Genomic DNA, 23,511 nt, shown 5'->3' with positions numbered 1-23,511 from the left:
CCGCCGTCTGCGACATGACACTTTTGTGAGAGCGGCGGTCAGCCGCCGAGCACATGACCCCAGCCGTCGAAAACGTAGGCCTCCCAGATCACGGTTCCGCCCTCGCCCGGCCGGCTGGCACGCCTGAAATCGTCAGCCTGCTCAGCGGTCCAGGTGATAATCGTATCGGAGAGCTGGTCGTGCAGGATGGCGGGCTCGGTGGGGTCGAAGGCGTCCATGGGACGAAGCGAGGAATGCGTCATGCGCGCCTAACGCGCTCGCCGTGACAAGGTTGCCCAACGTGCCGGCGAAACACTGCCACGGCGGCCCGCGCCAAATATTCGCCTTTATCGAATTTTGTACAACGCCTGCGAGCAAGCGCCCTTGGAACCGCAATGGAACCTGCGTTGCCCCCGCGCAACACCTGCTCGAAAAGCCCCATTTCCCCAAATTGCGCCATTGCGCCGCCACACCGTCCTCCGAACAATCGACGCGCGGCGTGCCTTTTCGTGCAAGACTGTTTGGTCAAAGACTGTCTGGTCAGACTGTTCGGAGAAGACGAGGTTCGACAGAACCGTTTGGAGGCAGGGATCATGAATGATCGGCGGTCTCTTCTGGTGGCGGTCTCCTGCCCCTCGGCGGTTCTCGCCGGCTGGCTGGCGCTCTCTTTGTCCGCCTATGCCCCTGCCCTCATCGAGAACAGCGGCGCGAATGCTTCCGCCGTCTCGCGCGCGAAGGATCTCAGCCGGCTCGACCTCGCCGACATCCCGCACGCTGCTTCCATCGAGGACGGCGTCGCCCTGACCGCCGCTATCGCGGCCGCCGTCGCTGCGACACCGTCTATCGTACCCGCTGAAGCGGCAGCGCCCGAGGCGCCAGCTCCGGCCATCAAGCTCGCCTCGGCCGACCCGGTGCTGATCTTGCCGACCGAAGCGCCGCTCGCGCCGCAGATTTCGCCTGACCCGACACCAGTCGCCATCGAGATTGCTCCGGCTCCCGCGTCGGAGCCCGTGATTAAGCTCGCCTCGGCCGATCCCACCGAGATCGTGACGACGGACGCGCTGTCGCCCGCGACGATCGCGACCGGCCCCGCGCCTGCCGCGAGCAAGGCCTCGCCGTCCGCGGACACGACCGCGGTGCTCGACGAATGCTACGTCATGGAAGCCTGTATCGACCGGTATCTCTGGGCGCTCTACCAGCGCACGGCCAAGGAAGACTCGATCAAGGTCACAGATCGCCGCGCCGTCACCGTCAAGCGCAAGGGCAAGATGGTGACCGTGATGCGCAGCTTCACGAAACTGGTCGACGAGGACTTTGGCTGGAAGGATCCGAAGGCGGCCGACCGCGCCGGCATGTCGATGATGGACTACGTCATCGGCGGCATGGACAAGAGTTTCAAGCGAAAGCTGTTTCGCACGTTGCTCGCGGCTGAGGCTGCCGGGCTTTCGCCTGGTATCACCAGCGCGTTCCGGGACGACTATCGCCAGTCGATCGCAAGCGGCCTGAAGGCCGCCTCCGACCGCTCCTATCACGGCGGCAGCACGCGCGGCGGCTACGGGCACGGCATGGCGGCCGACATCGTCAGCACCAAGGGCGACAACCGCGCGCAGCGCTGGGTCTCGACCGAGGTGCTGTGGAAGTGGGTCGATGCCAATGGCAAGGCGCTCGGCATCGGCCGACCCTATCTCGGCCGCGATCCCCCGCATGTCGGTCCGGTCGACGGTACGGAATACGTTTCGCGCCGAGGCACGTCGGACCGCAAGGAAGCCAACGTCAAGCCAAGGAAAGCGCGGGCCGTGGCAAGCGCGAAGCTGCCGAAGGCGAAGGCACAGGCGACGCGCGAGCAGAAGGTCCTGGCGAAGCCGCAGAAATCAGCGCAATCGGCCGCGAAGCGCGCGACCTGAGTATCACAGCTTCCGTCCCGGCGTCGGCAACGGCACGAGCCGCATCTCCACGGTGCCGGCCTCCTGCGTGCGCACCAGCACTGAAAAGATGGTTTCGACTGCGAGCCGCACCGCCGCCTCGGTCGCTGCGCCCTTCGCCAGATGCGCCGCGATCAGGCCGGTGAGGAGGTCGCCGGTGCCTGAGGGGCGGATCGGCAGGCGCGGCGTCGCAAAGCGCGACAACTGACCGTCGGCGCACAGAATCGTTTCCACCTGCCCTTCCGCTGTATCAGTGAGCGTGCAACCGGTGGCGACCACGTCGATGTGGCCGGTCCCGGCCAGCGCTGCGCACGCCGCGCGCAGACCTTGCGCATCCGCGATGTCGAGGCCTGCGAGCAGCCCGAGTTCGAACTGGTTCGGCGTGGTCAGATTGGCGGCGGGCAGCAGCCGGTGCCGGACCACGTCCAGGATGCCGTCGGCGACATAGACCCGGCCGTCGTCGCCGATCACGGGATCGCAGAGATAGACCAGCTTTGGATTGCGGGTCAGCGCCCGCTCGACGAAATCGGCAACGACGGCGGCATTGCCGGACGAACCGAGATAGCCGGTGACGAGGACCGCGGCCTCGTCGACGAGATCGCGCTCCTCGACGCCTCTCAGCAGATCTGCAACGAGCTCGGTCTCCAGCACCCGCCCGCGCACGCTCGGATAACGCGGATGGTTCGACAGCAGCGTGGTCGGCACCGCGGTGACATTCACGCCTTCCGCCTGCATGGCATAGGCGGCAGCGCTGTTGCCGACATGGCCGTGGACCACCTGGCTTTGAATGGAGATGACGAGCATGAAAGAGGTCCGTAGGAGTAATCGTCAAGCGAGACAAGGGTCGCCCGGATCACGAAAAATCATATCCAAGCCCCGGCCGCAGCGCTTGCATCTTCCGCGCCAGCCGCCGATGCCCGCTCTCCTCCGACCGCGCCAGCCGGTCCACGACCGCGACGTGATCCGCATCGATCTTGTGCTGGTTGAGCTTGGCCTGCCCCTCGACGGTATCCACCACGAGATCGATGACACGAATTGTGGCCAACATGGTCTCGCGCTTGTCCGGCTCCATCTGCGCCAGGTCCCAGGGCGCCTTCGGCAGCCGCGCTTCGGCGACCGCGAGTAGCGCATCGCCGTGCCCGCGGTTCTCGTCGACCCCGCGCAGATGCGCCACCCCCGACAAGTGCACGGCCTCGTACAGCCAGGTCGAGACGTTGTCGCGCGAAGAATACCAGTCGTTGGAGATGTAGGCGTCATCGCCGGCAACGATCAGCAGAAAGCGCCGCACGCCATCCGCGAGCGGAACGAGCGGATTCCTGGCGGTGAAATGGATCTGGACGATCGCACGCCCCTCACGTTGCTCCAGCACGAAGGGCACATGCGAGGCGCGCGGACCGCGCTCATCCGCCGCGACGATCATGCCGAAGCCGCGCTGGGTCGCGAATTCCAGCGCTTGCTGCTCCTCGACGCGGAATTGGGGGCGGAGGACATGCATGGCGGGGCGCTCGTTAGCGGGCTAGAGGACAAATCGAGGCTAACTCATGATCCGGTCAGATCAGAAGCGATATTGGCCCGCAAATGCGGATGTCAGGAATGATCTCGCCGCCGCGCAAGCTCATCGATATAGGCGCAGAACATGTCGGCCATTGCGTCGGCGTAACGCGCGATCTCCGCCTCGTTGCGCGGTGTCTCCGAGAACTGCTTGCCGACCTCGCTCAGCGTCGTCTTGATCAGCTCGCCGGCAAGCTCCCGCGTCGCATCCGGCGCCTTGGGCAGGGCCTCCCGCATGAAGGCCGCGACGATGCCTTGACCGGCGGCCCGCGCGTCGTGTGCTTCGGGCGCATCGCGATAGAGCGGCGCGGCGTCGCTGAGCGCCGTGCGGATCGCAGCCTCCTCGCACTCGGAACGAAGGAAGGCGTGGACCAGCGCGCGCAGCCGCACCAGTGGCGGTTTCGCCCGATCCGCCAGGATGCCGCGCAGGAGCTCGCTCGTGCACCGCCACTCGTCGCTCTGGAGGCGGAACAGGATCGCCGCCTTGTTCGGAAAATATTGATAGAGCGACCCGACGCTCACCCCGGCTCGCTCGGCCACCCGGGCTGTCGTGAAGCGCTGCGCCCCCTCCTCTGCCAAGACCTGAACAGCCGCATCCAGAATGGCCGCCACCAGCTCGTTCGAGCGGGCCTGCTGCGGCTGTTTTCGTGAGGAAACTGAACGGCTTCGGCGATCGGCCATGGCGCCCCCGGACAATGCGAATAGCGAATGCGACGAATTAGTCGTATTTCAATTCTCACGCAAGCACTCGCCTCGCGGGACATCTGGAGACTACACATGACCACCCCGACCATCACATCACTTGCGCCACTGCTCGATCGTCTGTTCGACCAGGACGAAGCGGCGCGCGTCGCGATGCGAGCCGCCTTCGCCGATGTGACCGACGCCGACCGCGCACGGATGATGCGGAGCAAGACCGCTTACCGCGACCTCTACGGGCGGCTGAAGGACGCACCGCTCGCGGTCTCCCGCGAGACCGGTCAGCTGCTTTACATGCTCGCACGCAGCTCCCGCGCCAAAACGATCGTCGAGTTCGGCACCTCGTTCGGCATCTCGACGCTGCACCTTGCCGCGGGCTTGCGCGACAATGGCGGCGGTCGCCTCATCACCAGCGAATTCGAACCGTCCAAGGTGGCCCGGGCCCGCGAGAACCTCGCGGCCGGCGGGCTGCTGGATCTCGTCGAAATCCGCGAAGGCGACGCGCTGAATATGCTTCGAGTCGATCTGCCTGATACGATCGATCTCGTGCTACTCGACGGCGCCAAGGCGCTCTACCCCGATATCCTGGATCTGGTCGAAGGCCATCTCCGGCCGGCCGCGATCATCGTCGCCGACAACGCCGACGACAGCCCCGACTATCTGGCGCGCATGCGCATGCCCGGAAGCGGCTACATGTCCACGGCCTTTGCCGAGGACGTCGAACTCTCCGTGCGGATCAACTAACGCCACCACCAATGAGCCGCCGCGCGAACCATCGCGCGGCGGTTTCGTGCTGCGGTCCGCCGTGTCGCAGGCTCGTCACTGACGCGTGATAGCTGGACCCAGGCAAACGTCATATTCCCCGTACCGTGCGGTATCTTTCTTTGCACAATACGCCCGAGCCCGTGATGACTTCCGCCTTCAATGCCTACGCAGCGCTTGCCCTGGCTATCGTCCTCGAGGTCGCGGCGTCCGCCTTCCTCCAGCAATCCGTGCAGTTCACGCGGCTGTGGCCGACACTGGCGATGGTGCTGTTCTATGTCGCCTCGTTCTACGCGCTGTCGGTCGCGATCCGGGTCATCCCCCTGAGCATCGCCTATGCGATCTGGGGCGGGGTCGGCATCATCCTGACTGCAACGGTCTCCTTCGTGCTGTTTCGCCAGATGCTCGACGCTGCGGCCTTCGTCGGCATCGCGCTGATCGTGTCCGGGGTCGTGATCATCAACCTGTTCTCGGCGGCCAAGGTGCATTGATGCCGGCGGCCTTCAGCTTCGCGACGCCCTGTCCGACAGCCGACTCGCGCCTACTGGCTTTGCGACGGTTTGGGAGCACGCGGCCCGGATCGCTTCGCGCCAGGCTTGGCCGCAGCTCGCGGCGGCGCCGTGTCGACCGATTCCAGATAAGCGGCAAGCGCCTTGGCTGTGTCCGAACTGGTTGCGTAATGGTCCTTCAGGAACCAGGACAGCGTCAGGTTGAAGCGCCCCTTGGCAAGACCGCGCGGGCTGCGATGGCAGGTCGCGCAACCATCGGCGAAAAGCTTTTGCGGCGACTTGCCGGCATCGAGATTTTGCGCGGCGGCAAATGTCGCCGTCAGGACGGCCGCGGCTGCAAGAGTCATAAGGGGCGCGATCAGGTCGCGCCCCGGTCGAAATGGCGAAATCAATATCGTCCCCAGCCCCGTCTTGCGGTCAGGCCGCCAATAGCTGATCGAACTCGGGCGGCGCGTAGGCCTTGCCGTCCTGGTCGGTGATGACGACCTTCCACCCCTCGCTTGCCCAAACCTTTGCCTTCGCCACGATGAGCAGACGGCTCTCGCGGGCAAAGCTGCACTTCTCATTGTCGCGTTCTGCGATCATCTTGTAGGCCAATGCGCATCCCCTTGCGTTGCCCCTGCACCCACTCTCGTCGTGGCAGCGGGCTTTGGCGGCAATTCGCCGGGAGCGTGGCAATTTGGTGCCATCCGCGGCAGCATTGTGCTTTGTTCCGGCCGAGCGAAGGAGGTCCGATCGTGCGCCGCATCATGAATGCGATTCTGCTTCTCGCGGGCTTGTTTGGTGCGGGCCTGCTTGGCGCGGCGCCCACAGCGGCGCAGACCTACGATCCGCGCCATCCCGTCTGCATCGAGATCTACACCATCGACGGCCGCAGCATCGATTGCAGCTTTGCGACGATCGCGCAGTGCGCCGCGACCGCTTCCGGGCAGTCCGCCCAGTGCTATGCCAATCCTTATGCCACGCAGAGCCGGCAGCTGAGCCAGGTTCCGTCGCCGCCGCGACGAAGCCGATAGCATCAGGTCTGCGCTCCGATCAGTGGACGCGAATGATGTGGGGGCGGCCAAGATCGATCAGCCCCTGCACCGCCGAGAGGCGGTCGTCGAGGGCTGCGATGGTGAGCAACAAATTGTTGCGGCGTTCGTCGAGAAGGCCCATCTCGGCGCCGGAGAGTTTGGTGCTCGATCGCTCCTTGTGAATCACCTCGAGAGATTGACGCAATCCAGCAATCAGGCCGGACAGCTGCTTGGCTTCCTTGGTCATCGACCGCTTCGCGACATTATGGCGGCGCGTCTCCGCCTGGTTCTGTCTCATCGTCGTCATCCTCCCGTGCCCCGCTGCCCCGAGTGGAATGCTTACAGCTTTGAGTAGACATATTACGATCGATGAAATCTGCCCGCGAAGAACTTTCTTAAATTGTACGCGCACGGAACCCGGTCCGGCCTCAGCAGAAAGCCCGGCGCGAGGGCCGGGCTTTCGTTGGCAACGCTAGTGCTTCTGGTGGCCGCCACCCGGGCCGCCGGCCGGCGCACCGCCGCCACGCGGTGCGGCGTTCATGTGAGGAGCGCCGCCACCGCCATGCGGCATCGCAGGCGCAGCCGCGCGCGGCGCCGGCATTTGGGCATGAGCGTTCATCGGCGAGCCGTGGCTGACGTTGGGCTGAGCCACATGCGGCATCGCGGGCCGGCTTGCCGGTGCTGCTGAGACACGCGGCGCCTCATGCGGGCGCGCCATCGGCTGCGCAGGCACAGCCGCGCGGTGTGCAGCCTGCTCGTGCATGATGCGGGCCTGTGCATCGCGCGGATTGCGGGCCTGAAGATTGGTCCGCTCATGCGCGATGCGGTCGCTTCGTCCCGCACGGCTCCGGTCCGTCGTCACCGCATTCTCGTGCCTGGCCATCGCGGCGTCGTGTCGTGACGTTATGGCATCACGGCCGGAGATCGTGGCCGCGCCCTTAACATTCCCGTTGGCGTTGGCGCCGTTGCGCCCGAGTGCGATCGCCGCATCGCGCGTTGCTGCGCGGCCGATCCGAGCCGCGCGCGGATCAATCGTCATCCGCATCGCGTTGCGCTGATGCGAAGTCCAGTAGCTATTCCAATGGGCATGCCGCCGATACCAGGGCCGCCCCTGATAATAGCTCGACCAGTACGAGGTCAGCACGAAGGGGACGATTGGCACGTCGATCTCGTCGACATAGTCGGGGAGATAGACGTAGTGATTGCGGTAGAGATATTCGAGATATTGCGACGACACCCAGCCGCGGTCATCCGAGAAGCTCACGTCGCACCAGGCGTTGCCGCGCAGGCAACCATGGATGTCGACGCGGGCGCCCTCGGGGATGCGATCGACCAGCGGAAAGCCCGGCCCCGGCCCGGCGCGCAGGCCGGTCGAGACGGTGACCATGCCCGGTGCGGCCAGTGCGGCGGTCGGGGCGAGCAGCAATGCGGCTAACAACACGTTTCGGAATTTCATGGCGTAGTCCTCCTCTTTCGAGTCGGAACGCGCAAGCGGAACGGGCGTTCCGCGTACGAAGGTCTCATCCGCCAAAAGATCGAGACGGATGCCGCGCGCGGTTCAATATTCATTCGCCGTTCATCGACACAGCGATTAAGGGCGCCGCCGGCCCGTCAATTCACTTGCAGCATGAAGCCGTCGAAGTACGCAGCAAGCGCAGCAAAATCATCGAGCGGCAGCACGGTCGCGACATACTGATCCGGCCGCACCACGACCATGCAGCCGGCCTTGCGATCGATACCGCGCATGGTGAAAACGTCCTGACCATTCTTGAGGTCCGGACAGAACATCTTCTCGTAGTCGATCAGGCCGTAGCGGCCCTTGCGCGGAAGCAGCAGCGCGGGCATAGCCTCGACGGCGAGCTCGCGATGATCCTGCTGGAAGACCGCCCGCAGATCGATCACGCTGTCGATGTCGGCGGCCGCGGGCGTGTAACGCCGGACCGGCGACTCCCCGGCCTCCGATAGGAAATTGCACAAGGCGCGAATGGCCGAACCGGCTGCTGCGGGATCTTCCGCGCCGGAGAAAGCGTAGATGCGGAAGCGGCCATCCGCGGGCGCTGCGTGACCGAGATGCACCGGCTTGGCATCCGCAAGCCGGATCACCGGTGCGGAATGAAAGCGCGTGCCGATGACGAAGCCTTGCGCGAGACGCTGGTGCGACGTAGCGCCGGTCAGAACCGACGGGCGGTAATGCGTCGCCGTGCCCGCGGTGTAGCGACCGTGCCTGACGAAATAGTCCTGCGTCTGGGCGGCATCGGCGCCGCCGGCCTTGGCGGCGGACGCAAGAATCCCCGCCCATTCCCGGTCGAAATCGATCAGCTCTTTCGCAACCGCCTGGCGCTCGACCGAATAGGAATGCAGCAGGCTCGGCGCAGACTGCTTCCGCAAAACGGCAGCGAGCTTCCAGCCGAGATTGAAGGCATCCTGCATCGAGACGTTCATGCCCTGCCCCGCCTTCGGGCTGTGGGTGTGGCAGGCATCGCCGGCGATGAATATCCGCGGCAGCCGCGTCGCGACCTCGGTCTCCGGCACGTCGTCGAACTTGTCGGTCAGTCGTTGGCCGATCTCGTAGACCGACCACCACGCGATCTCCTTCACGTCGAGCGTATGCGGCTTCAGGATCCGCTGCGCCTTCGCGATCACGTCATCGGCGGTGATGTTGCGGTTGGCGACGCGCTCGCCGATGTCGAGCTTGGCGAGCTCGACATAGAGGCGGACCATGTAACCGCCCTCGCGCGGAATGATCAGCAGGCTGCCGTCCTTTGCCGACTGGATCAGGGCCTTGAAGCGGATGTCGGGAAAATCGGTCACCGCCAGCACGTCCATCACGCCCCAGGCATGATTGGCGGAATCGCCGAGCAACTCGCGACCGATCGATTTGCGCACCGTGCTGCGGGCGCCGTCGCAGCCGACGACGTAGCGCGCCTTGATCGTCTCGATCTTGCCTTCGTTCTCGGCATCGACCCGTTCGAGCCGCGCCGTCACAGCATGGTCGGCGGGACCCGCGGCCGGATCGACCTGAAGGTCGAGCAGGCGCCGGCTGTAATGGGGCTCGAGCCTGGCCGGCGCCTTGCGCATGGCATCGAGAAAGCCGTCATGGATGCGCGCCTGGTTGAGAATGACGTGAGGGAATTCCGACAAACCGTCCTCGACGTCCTGCACCCGGCCACTGCGGACAATATTTTCCGGCATGCGCTCGTCCGGCTTCCAGAATGTCGTCTCGTTCACCCAGCAGGCTTCCTTCAGGACGCGCTCGCTGAATCCGAAGGCGTGAAACATCTCCATGGTGCGGCATGCGATGCCGTCGGCCTGACCGACCAGCAAGCGGCCCGGCTTCTGCTCGACGATGCAGGTCTTGATGTCAGCAAACTGCGCAAGCTGGGCCGCGAGCGTCAGGCCCGCAGGGCCACAGCCGACGATGAGGACATCGACCTCTTCAGGCGCGGCGCCCGTTGCGCCAGAAGGCTGAATGCGCGCGGCGGGATCTGCGATTTCAGGGTCGCCCGGCTGAAATCCATTGAGATGGAATTGCATGAGCACCTCTCCCGGAAACGTTCTGTTTGGATATTGCTCAGTATGCTGACTATCAGTATAGTTGTCAACGATGCCCGGCCGTCCCGCCCCAACGGAGAAATTCGGTGAAAGACAACAACGACATGCCCGGACATCTGGCGCGCCGATTCCAGCAGATCGCGGTGGCGGTGTTTCTGGCCGAGGTCGGGGATGCCGGCTTCGACCTCACGCCGGTGCAATATGCCGCGCTCGCGACCATCAAGGCCAATCCGGGACTCGACCAGGTGACGCTCGCAGGATTGATTGCCTACGACCGCACCACCATCACCGGCGTGATCGACCGCCTCGTGCAGAAGGGACTCGCGGAGCGCCGCGCTTCGCGCCGCGACCGTCGTGCCCGCGAGCTCGAGATCACCGACGAAGGCCGCCGCACGCTGCGCAAGATCACACCGGCTGTCGAATCCGCGCAACGCATCATGCTGCGCGGCCTCAGCGCGAAGGAAGGTGAGGAGCTGATGCGCCTCCTGCACAAGGCCATCGCCGCCGGCAACGAGCTCAGCCGCGCCCCATTGCGCGAGGTGCAGGCATAGAGCGTTTTCGAGCGAAGTGGATACCGGTTCGCGTCAAGAAAACGCGCCAAGACAGAAAGCCCCGTAATTCTACCCCTCATTGTCGCAGGATCGCGAAACCAGGAACTAACCTTCGGCTGTTACGGTCGGCGGCATTCGGCGTTTAACGCGCGATTAACTTTGCCGGTCTGGAGTTTCGGATGTTCAGGTTCCTCATTGCGGCGGCGGCGATCGCGCTCTCGGCCGCTCCGGCGCTCGCGAATGGCCGTGGCGGCGGCGATGCCCCTCCTCCGCCGAAGCCCGCGACCTCACCGGCGAAAGTGATCCTGACCAAGCAGGGCCCCACGCTCGTCGACCTCAATGGCATGACGCTCTACTATTACGAGCGCGATACCACCGGCAAGACATCGAACTGCAACGGCAAATGCGTCGAGAGCTGGGTTCCGCTATCCGCAACGGCGGATGCCAAGGCGATCGGCGACTTCACCGTGATCAACCGCAACGACGGCAGCAAGATGTGGGCATATCGCTATCGTCCGCTCTACACCTCGCCGGCCGACAAGGCGCCGGGCGAGGCCAACGGCAATGCCACGACGCTGCAATGGCGCATTGCCCGTCCCGAGAACTAGGGCGACCTCACCCGCGCCAACTGGGCCGCGCCTCGACCTGCGCGTTCTGTCCTGGCGGCAGCACCACGACCATTGAATTGAGCTTCACCCGGTCATAGAGATCGATCACGTCCTCGTTGCGCATCCGGATGCATCCGGACGAGATCGCCTGCCCGATATATTCCGGCTGGTTGGTGCCGTGGATGCGGTAGAGCGTGTCCTTGTTGCCGGCATAGAGATAGATGCCCCGCGCGCCGAGCGGATTGGCGGGACCGCCGGGCACGCGCGCCGGATAGGGTCCGAGCCGCGCCTGGATGTCCGCCGTCGGAACCCAGTCCGGCCATTCCGCCAGACGACCGACCCGCGCGACCCCGGAGAACGCCATGGCTTCCTCGCCGACCGCAACGCCGTAGCGGATCGCCTTGCCTTCGGGCAGCACGAAATAGAGATACCGCGCATCGGTATCGACCAGGATCGTGCCCGGCTGCTCCTTGCGCGGATAATCGACGATGTGACGGAGATATTGCTCGGGCACGTTCGCCTGCGCGTACGGCGTATGCGCCAGCAACTGCCGGTCGCGCGGCGTCATGCTCGCATCTGTCGATGGCGAAAGCGTTGTCTGCATGCAGCCGCCCAACGGAAGCATGGCAAGGACGAATAGAACGAATAAGGATCTTGGCACCGCCGGCCCCGATAGCGATAGCAGCACCCCCAGCAACGCCAGATGCTGCCAAAATCGTGCTGAAAACAAGGCATTGCGGAACAATTGCGCGTGTTTGATCAACCGGGTTCCATCACCACAAACGGCGCAAGAGCGTCGCACAGTCTCCATCCCCTCGCCTTGCTTTGGTCAAACCCGGCTGGACTCGTGCGTCATGTGCTTGGGCCTCGGGGAATTGGATGGGCTCACCTCACGGATCTGCTCGCGCCAATGCGGACGGCCAACACTTCAACTACTCAACACCTGGGCTTCAAAATACCCAGGCTTCAAAGGAGCTGCGATGCTCGCGACGCTGAACTCTCGGCAAATCGTCGATGAGATCGTGAAGGACACGGTCACGAACAACGACCCGCACGACGCCGTGCAGATTTCGCCTGACATTGTGCTGGCCTCGCGCCCTCTCAGCGTCGCGCCCGCGCTCGCGCCTGAGATCACGGCCCGTCCGGAGCCCAAGATAGATCCGGCGTTCACGCTGAAATCCAGAACGAATCCGGAGCCGAAGTTCAGTCCCCTCGTGGAGCCGCAGGCGGCAGCGCCGTCGGTCGACACCGCCGTGCGCGTTGCGGCCGGTGATGGTCTCAGCCGGCAGAAGCGGTCCTCGGCCGGCAAATGGCTGCGCGGCGCGTTCGTCACGATGCTGTTTGCGGGCGGAAGCGCGGGCGCCACTATCGCCTGGGAAAAACATGGCGACACCGCAAGACAGATGCTCACCGAATGGACGCCGGCATTGGCGTCGCTGCTGCCTTCGACGTCGCAGACGGCACCGCTCGCCGCCGCACAGGCTGCGCCGCCTGCGGACCAGGCCGCAGCGGATCAAGCCACAACGGATCAAGCGGTCGATCAATCTGCGGCTCCGCCTGCAACCCAGGTTGCAGCAGCAGTGCCCACGGCAACACAACCCGATCCTGTACAATCGGTGCAGTCGATGACGCGCGATCTCGCCGCGATGGCGCAACAGATCGAGCAGCTCAAGGCCAACATCGCCGAGTTGAAGGCCGGGCAGGAGCAGATGGCACGCGAGATGGCGAAGCCGCCCGCGCCGAAGCCGGTGGCCGATGCGAAGCCGCGCGTCGATCCGCGCGCGCAAATGTCCGCGCTGCCGCCGCGACCAGCGGCGCCGCCGGTTCGCAAGCCCAAGCCGGTCGTGTCGCACACCTACATGCCGGCTTATCCGCCCGCGCCGCTCGCTCCGCCGCCGCCTTCGCAGGCTGCAGCAGTCCCACCGCCAGCTGCCATGACGACGCAAGCCGTTGCCGATGACGACGGACCCGTCGTACGCCCGCCAATGCCGCTGCGCTGAACCATCGTCACGCGACGACACGACGCGTCGCGCCAGCGATGCTGTCCGAGTCGATGTGATGCGTTGACTCCGGATGACTACGGGAGGCGGCGGTTCGATCGTTTGCGATCAAGAGAAAAGGCCGTCGGGATTTATGCCGGCGGCCTTCTCTTGCAGCTGCCGGTTCCCGGAGCCCGGTTCTGCTGCAATTCCATGCCCCATGATCACGCCGACATATTTAATAAAATCTTAACACGCTTGAATGCTGCACATCATTTCTGCGCCATAAGCACAGAGATTGCGCGCGCCGTTCATTCGATAAACATCGACTCAGTGGTACCATCGGTCATGTGTTGAAACGTCCACCCGAAGCTCAATTCGTCACACCGGGGAATTCGGATGCCTTACTATTCCTTCGATCTCGTGGTTGGTGAAGAGTTCAAGAACCAGGGCGGCATCATCCTCGAAGACATCGAGGTCGCCTCTGATCGCGCTGTTCAATTGGCCACCGAGCTGTCGCAGGTGAAGCCCGAGCTGCAAAGCAAGGGTTGCGCTGTGCGCGTCACCGACCGCGATCACAAAGAGGTCTATCGCACGCCGCTCGATCCGGTGCCGGCCTGGCGGCGCTAGCCCGCCGGCCGTCTTCGCAGCCGCACGCTATCCCCATTGCAGACCGGCGCGGCAGCCGCTAGCCTTCTCGAAAATTCGGGGAGGTACCAAGGATGCGCACTGGTTTTCTGATGACGGCCCTGTTGCTGCTGGCAGCGCCGGCCCAAGCGGCCGACCATCCACGTTCGACCTATGTCACGTTGGTCTTGCAGGCCTTCGCCGCCAAGGTCGAATGTCCCGGCACTGATGTCGTCTACCAGGATCTGGTGCAGAAGGCGGAGCAGATGCAGCTGCCCGAAGGCACCACCGAGAAGGTCCGCAAGGCGATCGCCTGGATGCACACCGGCGGCAAATTGGGCGAGAAGCAGGACGACGATCTGATGGCCGAGGTCGCGGTGGCCACCCAGGCGACCGACCTCAACCAACGCCGCCTCGGCATGCCCAGCTGGTGCGAGGCCCAGAAGACTAACCTCGCCGGCCTGATCCGCAGCAAGGGCGGCTAGCGTTGTCGCGCGGCGTTAAGCACGCCGCGCCGGAACTTTTGCCTCGGCCAATAATCGTCACAATTCTCGCCAGCATGCGGCTCTCTTCGAATTCGAACAGGGGAGCCCCATGCGGATCAACCATGTCCTTCTCGCTGTGGCGTTTGCCGTCGCCACGATCCTGACTGCGCCCGTGCTGGCGAAGAATTCCGACGCCCAGAAGGGCGAGGACAAATCGACCTCGTCGTCATCGTGCAGCGCTTATCAGCAGGCGCCGGACGGCTCGTGGGAGCCGCTGCCCTGCAAGGAAACGGGCGAGCGCTCCCAGCCGCAGACGCAGCATCGCACATCACCGCAGGGCGCGGATCGCGGGGAGCGTTGAACGCGGGGAGCCTTGACGCGCGGGAGTGTCAGCTCTGGTGCGGACCGCGGATGATCTTCATCGCGTCGGCGAGGTGACGCCACTCTTTGGCCTCATCGGCCTCGCCGCGGCCCTCGCAAGCCCTGGCCTGTTCCGCGGCCTTCGCGATCGCCGCAAAACCGTGCTGTTCCAACATCTGGCGCGCGACGGTGTGGACCTGGACCTCGGTCATCATGGGCGTTCTCCCGTTTGACGAAACCGCGGTGCATCGCGCCGCCGCGGGTTGTTCACAACGATTGAGCCCCGGGCCTCGTTCCGTTCACGCCAGTGCGCAAAAGGCGGCCCGCTATGCCCAGCGGACCGCCTTTTCACCCACCCCAAATCTGAAGCGTCGCGGCCGAAATCCCTACCCGGCCGCCGCGCGCTTGCGCTCGAAATCGTTGGGCACCTCGATATCGACCTCGAGGGTCGAGACCTCGTCGCCGCGATCGAGCCGGACGATAACCTTGGTCGGGTCCAGCGTGACGTGCCTGGAGACGACCGCGAGAATTTCCTCACGCAGCACACCGAGCAGATCGGGCTGGCCGCGCAGTCCGCGTTCATGGGCAAGCAGGATCTGCAACCGTTCGCGCGCGACGGGTGCAGAGGCCTTGTTGCCGCGGAGAAGCCGAAGCAAACCCATGCTCATGCGGCCCTCCTTCGCAGCAGGCGGTCCATGAAGCCCTTGCGCTCGGTCGGCACCTGCATCGGCACGGTGTCGCCGCAGAGCCGTCGCGCCGCATCGATGTAAGCCCGCGCCGGGGCGCCTTCCGCGTTCGACAGCGTCACGGGCGTGCCGACATTGGAGGCGCGCAGCACGTCCTGGCTCTCCGGGATGATACCGAGCAAAGGTGTTGCAAGAATTTCGAGGATGTCCTCGATGGTCAGCATCTCGCCGCGCGCGGCGCGCGAGGGATCATAGCGGGTGATGAGAATGTGCTTCTCGACCCGCTCGCCCTTCTCGGCCCGCACCGTCTTGGAATCGAGCATGCCGATGATACGATCGGAATCGCGCACCGAGGAGACTTCGGGATTGGTGACGATCACGGCTTCGTCGGCAAAGCGCATCGCCATGGAGGCGCCGCGCTCGATGCCGGCCGGGCTGTCGCAGATCACCCAGTCGAAACGGCTGCGCAGATCGTCGATGACCTTGCCCACGCCCTCTTCGGTCAGCGCGTCCTTGTCGCGGGTTTGCGAGGCCGGCAGCAGCCAGAGGTTCTCCAGCCGCTTGTCCTTGATCAGCGCCTGCGGCAGCTTTGCGACGCCTTGCACCACGTTGATGAGGTCGAACACGACGCGGCGTTCGGCGCCCATCACGAGGTCGAGGTTGCGCAAGCCGACGTCGAAATCGACGACCACGACCTTTTCGCCGCGTTGCGCGAGCGCAGCTCCCAGCGCGGCGGTCGTCGTGGTCTTGCCGACGCCCCCCTTGCCTGACGTCACGACCAGTACCTTGGCCATCTCAAAAATCTCCTTCTGGTCAGTTCAGCGCAGTAATTCGCATGGTGTTGCCCTGTAGCCAGGCCTGAGCCGGCTTGCCGCGCAGGGCCGCGTCGATATCGTCGGCGGTCTGGTAAAAGCCATCGATTGCAAGCAGTTCGGCCTCGATCTTCTGACAATAGATGCGTGCGCTCGTGTGACCGTTCACGCCCGCCATGGCGCGGCCGCGCAGCGCGCCGTAGATGTGAATGGAGCCGCCGGCAACGACTTCGGCGCCGGAGCCGACAGAACCCAAAATGGTGACGTCGCCTTCGGGGAAGATCACGGTCTGGCCGGAGCGCACGGGGCTTTCGAGCAGCAGCGAAGTCGGCTTGGTCTCGACCTTTGCCTCAACCTTCTTGGGCGCACTCGGCTCGACCACGCAGCTCCGCCCGCCCGAAAGCAGCGGCGGCATCATGGGGGTCAGCCTGCTCTCCTCCACGCCCTCGATCCCGAGCACGCGGATGTTGCGGTCCTGAAGGCTGGTGAGCAGATGGCCGATGCCGGATTGGCTGAGATCGACCGAAGACAGGTCGATCACCACGGGCCGGCCGGCGAAGAAGCCTGGCGAGCGCGCAATGGTGGTGTCGATCTCCTGCAGCCAGTCCTGGATGGGAACCGTCGGCACGAACACGAAGGCCACATAGGAGCGCCCGCGCAGGCGAACCATTTGGCGTTGAGGTTTTACTGCAGCCTCCATAGCGGCCGACTCGTTCCCTGTTATTGAATGGTTAACGATGCCGCCGATATGGTTAATGGCCGGTTAATTTCTCCGTGGGGTTACGTGGAGTGGTGGGCAGCGATAAGCCGGCGAGCCGTTGAGCGAGCGTCAGGCAGACGCTCTCGCCCAACACACTGCTGTCATCGCCCGCGAAGGCGGGCGATCCAGTACGCCGAGACGGTTGTGGGTCAGCCGATGGGCTACGGCGTACTGGATGCCCCGCCTGCGCGGGGCATGACAGCGGAATGTGGGGCCGGCGCGGCGACCAGCAGCCCCCCTACTTCTTCACCTTGCTCGCATCCATCTTGATGGCGGGATCGAGCATTTTGGTCGTGAACGCCGTTGTGACGTCGAACGGCTTCTCCATGCCGAGATACGTCTGGACCAGATCGTAGTCCTTCTTCATGCGCTCGCCGTCGATCCAGCCGAGCGCCTTCGTCGTCGTGAATTCGTCCGTCATCAGGAATTTGATGCGCTCCCACTGGCGCTCCTGGTTCTCCTTGTCGAGACCGGAGACCTGGTCGAGCAGCGCCTTCAGGCAGGGCGCGGCGTCGGCGACGCAAGTCGCGAACGCCTTTTGCGTGACCCGCACGAACTCCTCGACCAGCTTCGGGTTCTTCTGCAGATAGCCGCCATTGACGATCAGCGAATTGCCGTAAGGATTGAGCCCGATGTCCTTCCAGTTGACGTAGCCGAGATCGGCTCCGAACTCGATCACCTTCAAATCGTGCTCGTTGTAGAAGTCGCTGATGATGTCGACGGTATGGCTCTTCAGCGCGGCGATCTTCGCCGTGGGCCCGACATTGACGAAGCCGACGGAGTCGGGCGCAAGCCCTGCAGCCTTGGCGAAGGCCGGCCACATCACGCGCGAGGCGTCCCCGGGCGGATTGCCGATCTTGTGTCCGGCAAAATCCTTCACCCCGTTCACGCCGTAGCTCTTCAGCCAGTAGAAGGTCTGGCCGGTGTTGGCGTAGACGCTCATCACGGCAACAGCGTCGGCCCCCTTGCTCTTCGCCACCAGCATGGTGGCGAGATCGGCGACGCCGAAGGGCGAACCGCCGGAGCCGACCTTGGCGGCGGAGACACCGGAGCCCTTGCCGACCTCGATGGTCAGATCGATGCCCGCCTTCTCGTACCAGCCTTGCGCCTTTGCGTAATAATACGGCGAGTGATCGGCCGTCGGCGCCCAGTTCAGGATCAGGTTGACCGCCTCGCCCGCGGTCGCCGGCATCGCTGGTGAACCGAACATCAGGGCCACAGCCAGAGCCGAGCCCGCCGCCTGCAAACGCTTCATCGCATCTCTCCTCGTTGCCCGCGACCGGCTTGTCGCTCTCCCCCTGTGAGGATACCAATGCAACAAGGCCGCCCTCAACTTGTCAACTGTTTGGTTGGAAATGCCCGCAAAACGTTCAGGCGACACCGTGCCGCAGCGGCGCGACCCGGTCGCCACCCGCAAGAAGCTGCTCACCGCGGCGCGCGAGGAGTTCGCCCGGCACGGCTTTGCCGGTGCCCGCGTCGATGAGATCGCGGAGCGCGCCGGCGTCAACAAGCAGCTCGTCTACCATTATTTCGGCGACAAGGACGCGCTCTATCTTGCCGTGCTCGAATGGGTTTACGCCGATATCCGCGAACAGGAGCGCCAGCTCAATCTCGAAGGTCTGCCGCCGGAAAAGGCGATCCGGAAACTGATCGAGGCCTCGTTCGATTACCTCGCGGCAAACCCCGATTTCATCGTGCTTCTGAACGACGAGAACCGCGGCGGCGCCCGCCACGTCCGTGGCTCGACGCGGCTGGAGGCGATGCATTCGCCGCTGGTGAAGAGCGTGTCCCACATCCTTCACGAGGGCGTCCGCGCCGGCATGTTCCGCAAGGGGATCGACCCGATCCAGCTCTATATCTCCATCGCGGGCCTCAGCTATTTCTATCTCTCGAACACGCCGACGCTATCGGCGATCTTCGGCAAGGACCTGTCGAGCCGGGCCGCGCGCCGCGCCCGCCGCCGGCACGTCGCCGATCTCGTGCTGCATTCGCTCCGGCCGTAATCAACCAACTGGTTGAAACTTCCCGGAAGGACGGTTAGGCTAGCGACCGGCGGCAAGGTGGCCGGCGGCAACAGGGAGCAACCGGTGACAGGAGACGGCGCCCGCAATACGCGCAGCTTTGCGATCGTCCTGATCGTGCACCTCGCCGTGCTCGTGCTCTGGCAGGTCCTGGTCGATGCCTTCCACGTGCCGAAGTTCATCCTGCCCTCGCCGCTCGCGACAATCCAGACGCTGGGAACCGCGAGCTACGCCTGGGGCGCCAATACGCTGGTGACGGCGATCGAGATCCTCGGCGGCTTTGCGCTCGGCGCCTTCGTCGGCGTCGCGCTGGCCGTCATCTTCAGCTGGGCACCGCTGATCAGCCTCGTGCTGCTGCCGTTGTTCGTGACGCTGAACATGATCCCGAAGGTCGCGCTCGGCCCGCTCCTCATCGTCTGGTTCTCCTATGGCATCGTGCCAAACATCCTGATCGCCTTCAGCATCTGTTTCTTTCCGATCCTGCTCACCACCGCGCGGGGCTTGCGCGAGGTCGAGCCTGATCTGCTCGATCTCGTCAAATCGCTGCGCGGCTCGCGCTGGACGCTGTTCCGCAAGATCCAGCTGCCGGGATCGCTGCCTTACATTTTCTCCGGCATGAAGGTCGGCGCCATCCTGGCGGTCGCCGGCGCCATCGTCGGCGAGTTCATCGCCTCCGAGCGCGGGCTCGGCTACCTCATGATCCAGGTGCAGTCGTCGCTCGACACGCCCGCGATGGTGATGGCCGTCGTGCTGCTGACGCTGCTCGGCGTCGCGCTTTACGGCTTCGTGCTCGTCCTCGAACGCATGTTCGTGGTCGGTGACGCAACACCGACTTGAACGGCAAAGCCAAGACCAAGGACCACAACCATGCTCCTCACTCGCCAGACACTGCCGAAGACCATCCCTGATATCGCTGCTCTCGACGATCTGCTGTGCCGGCCGACCCAGGCATTGCTCGACGACCTCGCCAGGGTTGACGGCGACATCATGATCCTTGGCGTCGCCGGCAAGATGGGGCCGACGCTGGCGGGGCTCGCCAAAGCCGCAGCGCCCGATCGCCGCGTCATCGGCGTGGCCCGCTTCAGCGACGCCGGCGTCAAGGACTGGCTGCACGCGCGTGGCGTCGAGACCATCAATTGCGACCTGATGGACGAGACCGCGATTGAGGCGCTGCCGAAGGCGCCCAACATCGTCTTCATGGCTGGCCGCAAATTCGGCGCGGAGGGCGACCTCTCGCTGACCTGGGCGATGAATGCGCACGTGCCGGCACTGGTCGCGCAGGCCTTCCCGTCGTCGCGGATCGTGGCGTTCTCGACCGGCTGCATCTACCCCTTCGTCCCCGTCGACGGCAAAGGCTCGGGTGAGGACATGGCGCCGAACCCGCCCGGCGAGTACGCCCAATCCTGCGTCGGCCGCGAGCGCATGTTCGAGTATTTTTCACGCAAGTTCGGAACGCCCGGGCGGCTCTTCCGCCTCAATTACGCGATCGACATGCGCTATGGCGTGCTCCACGACATCGCATCGAAAGTGCTCACGGGCACGCCGATCGACGTCAGCATCGGCCATGTCAATTTCATCTGGCAGGGCGATGCCTCGTCCCAGGCGCTGCGCTGTCTCGCGCATTGCACGACGCCGACCTCGCCGATCAATGTCAGCGGCCACGAGATTTTGTCGGTACGCGACCTCGCAGCAAGATTCGGCGCCAGGTTCGGCCGTACGCCGGTGTTGACGGGAAACGAAGAGCCGGCGGCGTGGCTGACCGACACGTCCAAGGCGGTCGAGCTGTTCGGCCTGCCGGTCGTCGACACCGAGCAGCTGATCGCCTGGACCGCTGATTGGGTGTCCCGCGCGATGCCGAGCCTCGGCAAGCCCACCAAATACGAGGTGCGCGATGGACGCTACTGACGATCCGGCCATCATCAAGCTCGGCGTCGACGATGCGATCGCCGGGCTCGTGCTGTCGACGGAAGCACACTGGAATCAGACCGAAGAGGACTGGCGCGTTTTCCTGCACGATGGAATCGTATTCGGCATCCGCGACGGCCGACGGCTGGTGGCAACCGCGGCCCTGCTGCCCTACTCCAGCAAAAACGCCTGGATCAGCATGGTGCTGGTATCAGGCACCCATCGCCGCCGCGGCCTTGCAACGCGCCTCGTCGATGCCTGCCTGGAAACCGCTCGCAGGAACGGCCTGACGAGCTGGCTCGACGCAACACCCGACGGTGCTGCCGTCTATGGACCGCTCGGGTTCACGCCGACGCTGCAACTGCGCCGTCTCAAGCTGGTGAAATCCGCGTTCGCGTCCGCGCAGCCACCTTCATCCGCGACGCTCGACGCGCTCCGCGCGCGTGACCGGCGCGCTACGGGCCTCGATCGAACCGCCCTGCTCTCCAACTTCGCTCAGCGTCCCGGCTCACGCATTGTCGCCGCGAACGGCGCCATCGCGCTGGTTCGCGACGGACGCACCGCGCGCCATATCGGCCCGCTGTTTGCCGACGACGCCGCAGCCGCGCTGACCCTGGTCGATGTCATCGCGCGATCGGAGAGCGGGCCGCTGCTGCTCGACGCCGTCGCGTCGCAAGCCGCGTTCCCTGAAGGATTGACCGCATCGGGCTGGAGCATCGAACGGCCGTTCCAGCGCATGCGGTTCGGCCCCGCCACTGCCGCGGGTGAAGACATGCCATTCGCCGTCGCCGGCCCTGAATTCGGATAGGACATCATGCACCACAGCCAGATCAACAGCGAGATCCGCAAGCTGATCGCCGACGGCACCGTGCTGCCGGCGCATCCCCTCGCGCTCACCGCCGAACGCCAGCTCGACAAGAAGCATCAGCGCGCGCTGACGCGCTATTACATCGACGCCGGCTCCGGTGGCCTTGCGGTCGGCGTGCACACCACGCAGTTCGCAATCCGCGATGTCGGCCTCTATCGTCCCGTGCTCGAGCTCGCCGCCGAGACGGCGGCGAACTGGACCAAGCGTCCGCTGGCGCTGGTCGCGGGCCTCGCCGGTCCGACCAGGCAGGCCACCACTGAAGCCCGCACCGCGCGCGACATCGGCTACCACGCAGGGCTTCTCAGCCTCGCTGCGATGAAGGGCGCGTCCGAAGACGAGATCATCGCGCATTGCACGGCGGTCGCAACCGAGATTCCGCTGGTCGGCTTCTATCTTCAGCCGGCGGTCGGCGGCCTGGTCCTGTCGAGCCGGTTCTGGCAGCGCTTTGCCTCGATCGACAATGTCATCGCGATCAAGATCGCGCCGTTCAACCGCTACAGGACCCTTGATGTTCTGCGCGGCGTCGCGGCAGCCGGCGCGCTCGACCGCGTCGCGCTCTATACCGGTAATGACGATCACATCCTGCTCGATTTGATGCTGCCGTTCGATCTGCGCGACAACGGCGTCACCACGCGGACCTACTTCAAGGGCGGTCTGCTCGGCCACTGGTCGGTGTGGACCGCGAGCGCGATCAAGCAGTTCGAGCGCTGCAAGGCGGCACGGCACAAGGACAGCGTCCCGGCCGATCTGCTCGCGCTCGATGCCCGCGTCACCGATTGCAACAGCGCATTCTTCGACGTCGCCAATAATTTTCACGGCTGCATCGCAGGCTGCCACGAGATACTGCGACGGCAAGGCCTGATGCAGGGCTTGTGGTGCCTCGATGCGAACGAGGGCCTGAGCCCCGGCCAGAAGGACGAGATCGACCGCGTCACTCGCGAGCATTCAGATCTCAGCGACGACGCCTTCGTGGCCGCAACCTTGGATAAATGGCTGGCATGAGCTCAAGCCCCTTCATCAGCCTGCAAGGCGTCCGCAAGGTCTATCGCAGCGGCGGCGCCGAATTCCTCGCGGTGTCCGACGTCACCATGGACGTTCAGGAGGGTGAGCTGGTCTCGCTGGTCGGCCCATCCGGCTGCGGCAAGACAACGGTGATGAAGATCTTGGCCGGCCTGCACGACGCCGACGGCGGCACGGTGAAGATCGGCAATGCCAAAAGCCCGTTCGATCCGACCCGCGACATCGGCATGGTGTTCCAGCAGGCGCTGCTCCTGAAATGGCGGACCATTCTGGACAACGTGCTGCTGCCGGCCGAGATCGTCGGCCTTCCGATGAAGGCCGCGCGCGAGCGGGCGCGCGATCTGCTCAATCTGGTGGGGCTTGCCGGCTACGAGCAGAAATATCCGCGAGAGCTGTCCGGCGGCATGCAGCAGCGCACCGCGATCGCGCGCGCCTTCATCCACGATCCGAAACTGATCCTGATGGACGAGCCGTTCGGTGCGCTCGACGCCTTGACGCGCGAGCAGATGAATTTGGAGATGCTGCGCATCTGGCGCGAGAGCGGCAAGACCATCATCTTCATCACGCACTCGATCCAGGAGGCCGTGTTCCTGTCCTCGCACTGCGCCGTGCTGACGGCAGGCCCGGCGAAGATGGCCGATTATTTCCCGATCGACCTGCCCTTCCCGCGGGCGCTGCCGCTGAAGACCACGGACGCGTTCGGCGCCTATGCGCGGCGCATTTACGAGAAGCTCGGTTTGGGCGCAGCTTAACTCACCGCACGATAGATGCTGTAGGGTGGGCAAAGCGACTTGTCCGCCGTAGCTCGAAGAGCGAAGGCGGAAGCGTGCCCACCATGG

At 64.7% G+C, this 23,511-nt stretch carries 31 protein-coding genes; 16 read left to right on the top strand and 15 right to left on the bottom strand.

All coding sequences use genetic code 11. From position 1 onward, the window contains the following. Positions 1-38: 38 nt before the first annotated feature. Entirely contained in the window at positions 39-242 is a 204-nt protein-coding gene (locus BRA1417_RS0121860) for a hypothetical protein (RefSeq protein WP_027517651.1), read from the bottom strand. A 330-nt stretch (positions 243-572) separates the two neighbouring features. Here BRA1417_RS0121860 and BRA1417_RS0121855 point away from each other — a divergent pair, with 330 nt between their 5' ends. After that, positions 573-1,883 (top strand): hypothetical protein, encoded by a 1,311-nt coding sequence (locus BRA1417_RS0121855; RefSeq protein WP_027517650.1) that lies wholly within the window; start codon positions 573-575, stop codon positions 1,881-1,883. Positions 1,884-1,886: 3 nt separating this feature from the next. On the opposite strand, the gene pdxY is transcribed toward BRA1417_RS0121855, so the two are convergent. The 3 genes from pdxY to BRA1417_RS0121840 all read right to left on the bottom strand — a co-directional run bounded on the left by pdxY (position 1,887) and on the right by BRA1417_RS0121840 (position 4,133). Continuing rightward, positions 1,887-2,705 (bottom strand): pyridoxal kinase, encoded by an 819-nt coding sequence (gene pdxY / locus BRA1417_RS0121850; RefSeq protein WP_027517649.1) that lies wholly within the window; start codon positions 2,703-2,705, stop codon positions 1,887-1,889. A 49-nt stretch (positions 2,706-2,754) separates the two neighbouring features. After that, a complete protein-coding gene (locus BRA1417_RS0121845; protein ID WP_027517648.1) occupies positions 2,755-3,396 on the bottom strand; it encodes an FMN-binding negative transcriptional regulator in 642 nt (213 codons plus the stop codon). A 92-nt stretch (positions 3,397-3,488) separates the two neighbouring features. Then, positions 3,489-4,133, bottom strand: a complete 645-nt coding sequence (locus BRA1417_RS0121840; RefSeq protein ID WP_027517647.1) for a TetR family transcriptional regulator — start codon at positions 4,131-4,133, stop codon at positions 3,489-3,491. 96 nt (positions 4,134-4,229) lie between these two features. On the opposite strand from BRA1417_RS0121840, the gene BRA1417_RS0121835 reads away from it, so the two are divergent. Together BRA1417_RS0121835 and BRA1417_RS0121830 are read left to right on the top strand one after the other, a co-directional pair. Next, entirely contained in the window at positions 4,230-4,895 is a 666-nt protein-coding gene (locus tag BRA1417_RS0121835) for an O-methyltransferase (protein WP_027517646.1), read from the top strand. A gap of 164 nt (positions 4,896-5,059) precedes the next feature. Further along, positions 5,060-5,404, top strand: a complete 345-nt coding sequence (locus BRA1417_RS0121830; protein WP_027517645.1) for a multidrug efflux SMR transporter — start codon at positions 5,060-5,062, stop codon at positions 5,402-5,404. A 50-nt stretch (positions 5,405-5,454) separates the two neighbouring features. Here the strand turns inward: BRA1417_RS0121830 and BRA1417_RS0121825 are convergent, their stop codons facing one another. Continuing rightward, complete coding sequence (locus BRA1417_RS0121825; protein WP_035968715.1) at positions 5,455-5,769, bottom strand: hypothetical protein; 315 nt, start codon at positions 5,767-5,769, stop codon at positions 5,455-5,457. A 70-nt stretch (positions 5,770-5,839) separates the two neighbouring features. Further along, positions 5,840-6,019 carry a hypothetical protein gene (locus tag BRA1417_RS0121820; protein WP_027517643.1) on the bottom strand — a complete coding sequence of 60 codons (180 nt, stop codon included), beginning with the start codon at positions 6,017-6,019 and terminating at the stop codon, positions 5,840-5,842. Between the two features lie 140 nt (positions 6,020-6,159). Here BRA1417_RS0121820 and BRA1417_RS0121815 point away from each other — a divergent pair, with 140 nt between their 5' ends. Further along, a complete protein-coding gene (locus BRA1417_RS0121815; protein WP_027517642.1) occupies positions 6,160-6,438 on the top strand; it encodes a DUF3551 domain-containing protein in 279 nt (92 codons plus the stop codon). A gap of 19 nt (positions 6,439-6,457) precedes the next feature. Here the strand turns inward: BRA1417_RS0121815 and BRA1417_RS0121810 are convergent, their stop codons facing one another. The 3 genes from BRA1417_RS0121810 to BRA1417_RS0121800 form a co-directional block, all read right to left on the bottom strand. Further along, complete coding sequence (locus tag BRA1417_RS0121810; RefSeq protein WP_027517641.1) at positions 6,458-6,736, bottom strand: hypothetical protein; 279 nt, start codon at positions 6,734-6,736, stop codon at positions 6,458-6,460. A 174-nt stretch (positions 6,737-6,910) separates the two neighbouring features. Then, positions 6,911-7,894, bottom strand: coding sequence for an SH3 domain-containing protein (locus BRA1417_RS0121805; protein WP_027517640.1), 984 nt, complete (start codon positions 7,892-7,894; stop codon positions 6,911-6,913). Between the two features lie 155 nt (positions 7,895-8,049). Next, complete coding sequence (locus BRA1417_RS0121800) at positions 8,050-9,972, bottom strand: FAD-binding monooxygenase (protein ID WP_027517639.1); 1,923 nt, start codon at positions 9,970-9,972, stop codon at positions 8,050-8,052. A gap of 104 nt (positions 9,973-10,076) precedes the next feature. Here BRA1417_RS0121800 and BRA1417_RS0121795 point away from each other — a divergent pair, with 104 nt between their 5' ends. After that, positions 10,077-10,541 carry a MarR family winged helix-turn-helix transcriptional regulator gene (locus BRA1417_RS0121795; protein WP_027517638.1) on the top strand — a complete coding sequence of 155 codons (465 nt, stop codon included), beginning with the start codon at positions 10,077-10,079 and terminating at the stop codon, positions 10,539-10,541. Positions 10,542-10,720: 179 nt separating this feature from the next. Beyond that, positions 10,721-11,149, top strand: coding sequence for a hypothetical protein (locus tag BRA1417_RS0121790; RefSeq protein ID WP_027517637.1), 429 nt, complete (start codon positions 10,721-10,723; stop codon positions 11,147-11,149). A 7-nt stretch (positions 11,150-11,156) separates the two neighbouring features. Here BRA1417_RS0121790 and BRA1417_RS0121785 read toward each other — a convergent pair whose 3' ends face one another. After that, entirely contained in the window at positions 11,157-11,774 is a 618-nt protein-coding gene (locus tag BRA1417_RS0121785; protein WP_063628391.1) for a L,D-transpeptidase, read from the bottom strand. A 355-nt stretch (positions 11,775-12,129) separates the two neighbouring features. Here BRA1417_RS0121785 and BRA1417_RS0121780 point away from each other — a divergent pair, with 355 nt between their 5' ends. The 4 genes from BRA1417_RS0121780 (at position 12,130) to BRA1417_RS0121765 (ending at position 14,601) form a co-directional block, all read left to right on the top strand. Then, on the top strand, positions 12,130-13,149 hold the full coding sequence (locus BRA1417_RS0121780) for a hypothetical protein (protein ID WP_027517635.1): 1,020 nt from the start codon (positions 12,130-12,132) through the stop codon (positions 13,147-13,149). Positions 13,150-13,527: 378 nt separating this feature from the next. Continuing rightward, positions 13,528-13,758, top strand: coding sequence for a hypothetical protein (locus BRA1417_RS0121775; protein ID WP_007591727.1), 231 nt, complete (start codon positions 13,528-13,530; stop codon positions 13,756-13,758). A gap of 92 nt (positions 13,759-13,850) precedes the next feature. Next, on the top strand, positions 13,851-14,240 hold the full coding sequence (locus BRA1417_RS0121770; protein ID WP_027517634.1) for a hypothetical protein: 390 nt from the start codon (positions 13,851-13,853) through the stop codon (positions 14,238-14,240). A gap of 109 nt (positions 14,241-14,349) precedes the next feature. Next, positions 14,350-14,601 (top strand): hypothetical protein, encoded by a 252-nt coding sequence (locus tag BRA1417_RS0121765; RefSeq protein WP_027517633.1) that lies wholly within the window; start codon positions 14,350-14,352, stop codon positions 14,599-14,601. A gap of 28 nt (positions 14,602-14,629) precedes the next feature. Here BRA1417_RS0121765 and BRA1417_RS0121760 read toward each other — a convergent pair whose 3' ends face one another. From BRA1417_RS0121760 to BRA1417_RS0121740, 5 genes are all read right to left on the bottom strand, one after another. Beyond that, on the bottom strand, positions 14,630-14,815 hold the full coding sequence (locus BRA1417_RS0121760) for a hypothetical protein (RefSeq protein WP_027517632.1): 186 nt from the start codon (positions 14,813-14,815) through the stop codon (positions 14,630-14,632). Between the two features lie 171 nt (positions 14,816-14,986). Then, positions 14,987-15,268 carry a cell division topological specificity factor MinE gene (gene minE, locus BRA1417_RS0121755; protein ID WP_007591739.1) on the bottom strand — a complete coding sequence of 94 codons (282 nt, stop codon included), beginning with the start codon at positions 15,266-15,268 and terminating at the stop codon, positions 14,987-14,989. Then, on the bottom strand, positions 15,265-16,080 hold the full coding sequence (gene minD / locus BRA1417_RS0121750; RefSeq protein WP_007591740.1) for a septum site-determining protein MinD: 816 nt from the start codon (positions 16,078-16,080) through the stop codon (positions 15,265-15,267). Before minD ends, minE begins: the two co-directional genes overlap by 4 nt. A 19-nt stretch (positions 16,081-16,099) precedes the next feature. Beyond that, positions 16,100-16,798: a septum site-determining protein MinC gene (minC, locus tag BRA1417_RS0121745; RefSeq protein ID WP_027517631.1), complete on the bottom strand. Its 699-nt coding sequence runs from the start codon at positions 16,796-16,798 to the stop codon at positions 16,100-16,102. 298 nt (positions 16,799-17,096) lie between these two features. Next, entirely contained in the window at positions 17,097-18,113 is a 1,017-nt protein-coding gene (locus BRA1417_RS0121740) for an ABC transporter substrate-binding protein (protein WP_027517630.1), read from the bottom strand. A 100-nt stretch (positions 18,114-18,213) separates the two neighbouring features. On the opposite strand from BRA1417_RS0121740, the gene BRA1417_RS0121735 reads away from it, so the two are divergent. The 6 genes from BRA1417_RS0121735 (at position 18,214) to BRA1417_RS0121710 (ending at position 23,424) form a co-directional block, all read left to right on the top strand. Continuing rightward, positions 18,214-18,861: a TetR/AcrR family transcriptional regulator gene (locus tag BRA1417_RS0121735; RefSeq protein ID WP_007609554.1), complete on the top strand. Its 648-nt coding sequence runs from the start codon at positions 18,214-18,216 to the stop codon at positions 18,859-18,861. Between the two features lie 84 nt (positions 18,862-18,945). Continuing rightward, the gene (locus tag BRA1417_RS0121730; RefSeq protein WP_007609553.1) at positions 18,946-19,716 is read left to right on the top strand and encodes an ABC transporter permease; all 771 of its coding nucleotides are present in this window, start codon (positions 18,946-18,948) and stop codon (positions 19,714-19,716) included. Between the two features lie 30 nt (positions 19,717-19,746). Continuing rightward, entirely contained in the window at positions 19,747-20,784 is a 1,038-nt protein-coding gene (locus BRA1417_RS0121725; RefSeq protein ID WP_027517629.1) for an NAD(P)-dependent oxidoreductase, read from the top strand. Then, positions 20,771-21,592, top strand: a complete 822-nt coding sequence (locus BRA1417_RS0121720) for a GNAT family N-acetyltransferase (RefSeq protein WP_027517628.1) — start codon at positions 20,771-20,773, stop codon at positions 21,590-21,592. Before BRA1417_RS0121725 ends, BRA1417_RS0121720 begins: the two co-directional genes overlap by 14 nt. A gap of 6 nt (positions 21,593-21,598) precedes the next feature. Continuing rightward, on the top strand, positions 21,599-22,654 hold the full coding sequence (locus BRA1417_RS0121715; RefSeq protein ID WP_027517627.1) for a dihydrodipicolinate synthase family protein: 1,056 nt from the start codon (positions 21,599-21,601) through the stop codon (positions 22,652-22,654). After that, a complete protein-coding gene (locus tag BRA1417_RS0121710) occupies positions 22,642-23,424 on the top strand; it encodes an ABC transporter ATP-binding protein (protein WP_027517626.1) in 783 nt (260 codons plus the stop codon). The genes BRA1417_RS0121715 and BRA1417_RS0121710 overlap by 13 nt, the downstream gene beginning before the upstream one ends. The last annotated feature ends 87 nt before the right edge of the window (positions 23,425-23,511 follow it).

This window comes from Bradyrhizobium sp. WSM1417 (assembly GCF_000515415.1).
In the GTDB taxonomy this organism is placed as follows: Bacteria; Pseudomonadota; Alphaproteobacteria; order Rhizobiales; family Xanthobacteraceae; genus Bradyrhizobium.
Note: the sequence above shows the minus strand (reverse complement) of the source record. Positions and strands in the feature narration are given on the sequence as shown.

Coding starts and splice junctions, on each gene's coding strand:
- BRA1417_RS0121860 (WP_027517651.1), bottom strand. CDS start 242: ATGACGCATTCCTCGCTTCGTCCCATGGACGCCTTCGACCCCACCGAG.
- BRA1417_RS0121855 (WP_027517650.1), top strand. CDS start 573: ATGAATGATCGGCGGTCTCTTCTGGTGGCGGTCTCCTGCCCCTCGGCG.
- pdxY (WP_027517649.1), bottom strand. CDS start 2,705: ATGCTCGTCATCTCCATTCAAAGCCAGGTGGTCCACGGCCATGTCGGC.
- BRA1417_RS0121845 (WP_027517648.1), bottom strand. CDS start 3,396: ATGCATGTCCTCCGCCCCCAATTCCGCGTCGAGGAGCAGCAAGCGCTG.
- BRA1417_RS0121840 (WP_027517647.1), bottom strand. CDS start 4,133: ATGGCCGATCGCCGAAGCCGTTCAGTTTCCTCACGAAAACAGCCGCAG.
- BRA1417_RS0121835 (WP_027517646.1), top strand. CDS start 4,230: ATGACCACCCCGACCATCACATCACTTGCGCCACTGCTCGATCGTCTG.
- BRA1417_RS0121830 (WP_027517645.1), top strand. CDS start 5,060: ATGACTTCCGCCTTCAATGCCTACGCAGCGCTTGCCCTGGCTATCGTC.
- BRA1417_RS0121825 (WP_035968715.1), bottom strand. CDS start 5,769: ATGACTCTTGCAGCCGCGGCCGTCCTGACGGCGACATTTGCCGCCGCG.
- BRA1417_RS0121810 (WP_027517641.1), bottom strand. CDS start 6,736: ATGAGACAGAACCAGGCGGAGACGCGCCGCCATAATGTCGCGAAGCGG.
- BRA1417_RS0121805 (WP_027517640.1), bottom strand. CDS start 7,894: ATGAAATTCCGAAACGTGTTGTTAGCCGCATTGCTGCTCGCCCCGACC.
- BRA1417_RS0121800 (WP_027517639.1), bottom strand. CDS start 9,972: ATGCAATTCCATCTCAATGGATTTCAGCCGGGCGACCCTGAAATCGCA.
- BRA1417_RS0121790 (WP_027517637.1), top strand. CDS start 10,721: ATGTTCAGGTTCCTCATTGCGGCGGCGGCGATCGCGCTCTCGGCCGCT.
- BRA1417_RS0121785 (WP_063628391.1), bottom strand. CDS start 11,774: ATGCTTCCGTTGGGCGGCTGCATGCAGACAACGCTTTCGCCATCGACA.
- BRA1417_RS0121780 (WP_027517635.1), top strand. CDS start 12,130: ATGCTCGCGACGCTGAACTCTCGGCAAATCGTCGATGAGATCGTGAAG.
- BRA1417_RS0121775 (WP_007591727.1), top strand. CDS start 13,528: ATGCCTTACTATTCCTTCGATCTCGTGGTTGGTGAAGAGTTCAAGAAC.
- BRA1417_RS0121770 (WP_027517634.1), top strand. CDS start 13,851: ATGCGCACTGGTTTTCTGATGACGGCCCTGTTGCTGCTGGCAGCGCCG.
- BRA1417_RS0121765 (WP_027517633.1), top strand. CDS start 14,350: ATGCGGATCAACCATGTCCTTCTCGCTGTGGCGTTTGCCGTCGCCACG.
- BRA1417_RS0121760 (WP_027517632.1), bottom strand. CDS start 14,815: ATGATGACCGAGGTCCAGGTCCACACCGTCGCGCGCCAGATGTTGGAA.
- minE (WP_007591739.1), bottom strand. CDS start 15,268: ATGAGCATGGGTTTGCTTCGGCTTCTCCGCGGCAACAAGGCCTCTGCA.
- minD (WP_007591740.1), bottom strand. CDS start 16,080: ATGGCCAAGGTACTGGTCGTGACGTCAGGCAAGGGGGGCGTCGGCAAG.
- minC (WP_027517631.1), bottom strand. CDS start 16,798: ATGGAGGCTGCAGTAAAACCTCAACGCCAAATGGTTCGCCTGCGCGGG.
- BRA1417_RS0121740 (WP_027517630.1), bottom strand. CDS start 18,113: ATGAAGCGTTTGCAGGCGGCGGGCTCGGCTCTGGCTGTGGCCCTGATG.
- BRA1417_RS0121735 (WP_007609554.1), top strand. CDS start 18,214: ATGCCCGCAAAACGTTCAGGCGACACCGTGCCGCAGCGGCGCGACCCG.
- BRA1417_RS0121725 (WP_027517629.1), top strand. CDS start 19,747: ATGCTCCTCACTCGCCAGACACTGCCGAAGACCATCCCTGATATCGCT.
- BRA1417_RS0121720 (WP_027517628.1), top strand. CDS start 20,771: ATGGACGCTACTGACGATCCGGCCATCATCAAGCTCGGCGTCGACGAT.
- BRA1417_RS0121715 (WP_027517627.1), top strand. CDS start 21,599: ATGCACCACAGCCAGATCAACAGCGAGATCCGCAAGCTGATCGCCGAC.
- BRA1417_RS0121710 (WP_027517626.1), top strand. CDS start 22,642: ATGGCTGGCATGAGCTCAAGCCCCTTCATCAGCCTGCAAGGCGTCCGC.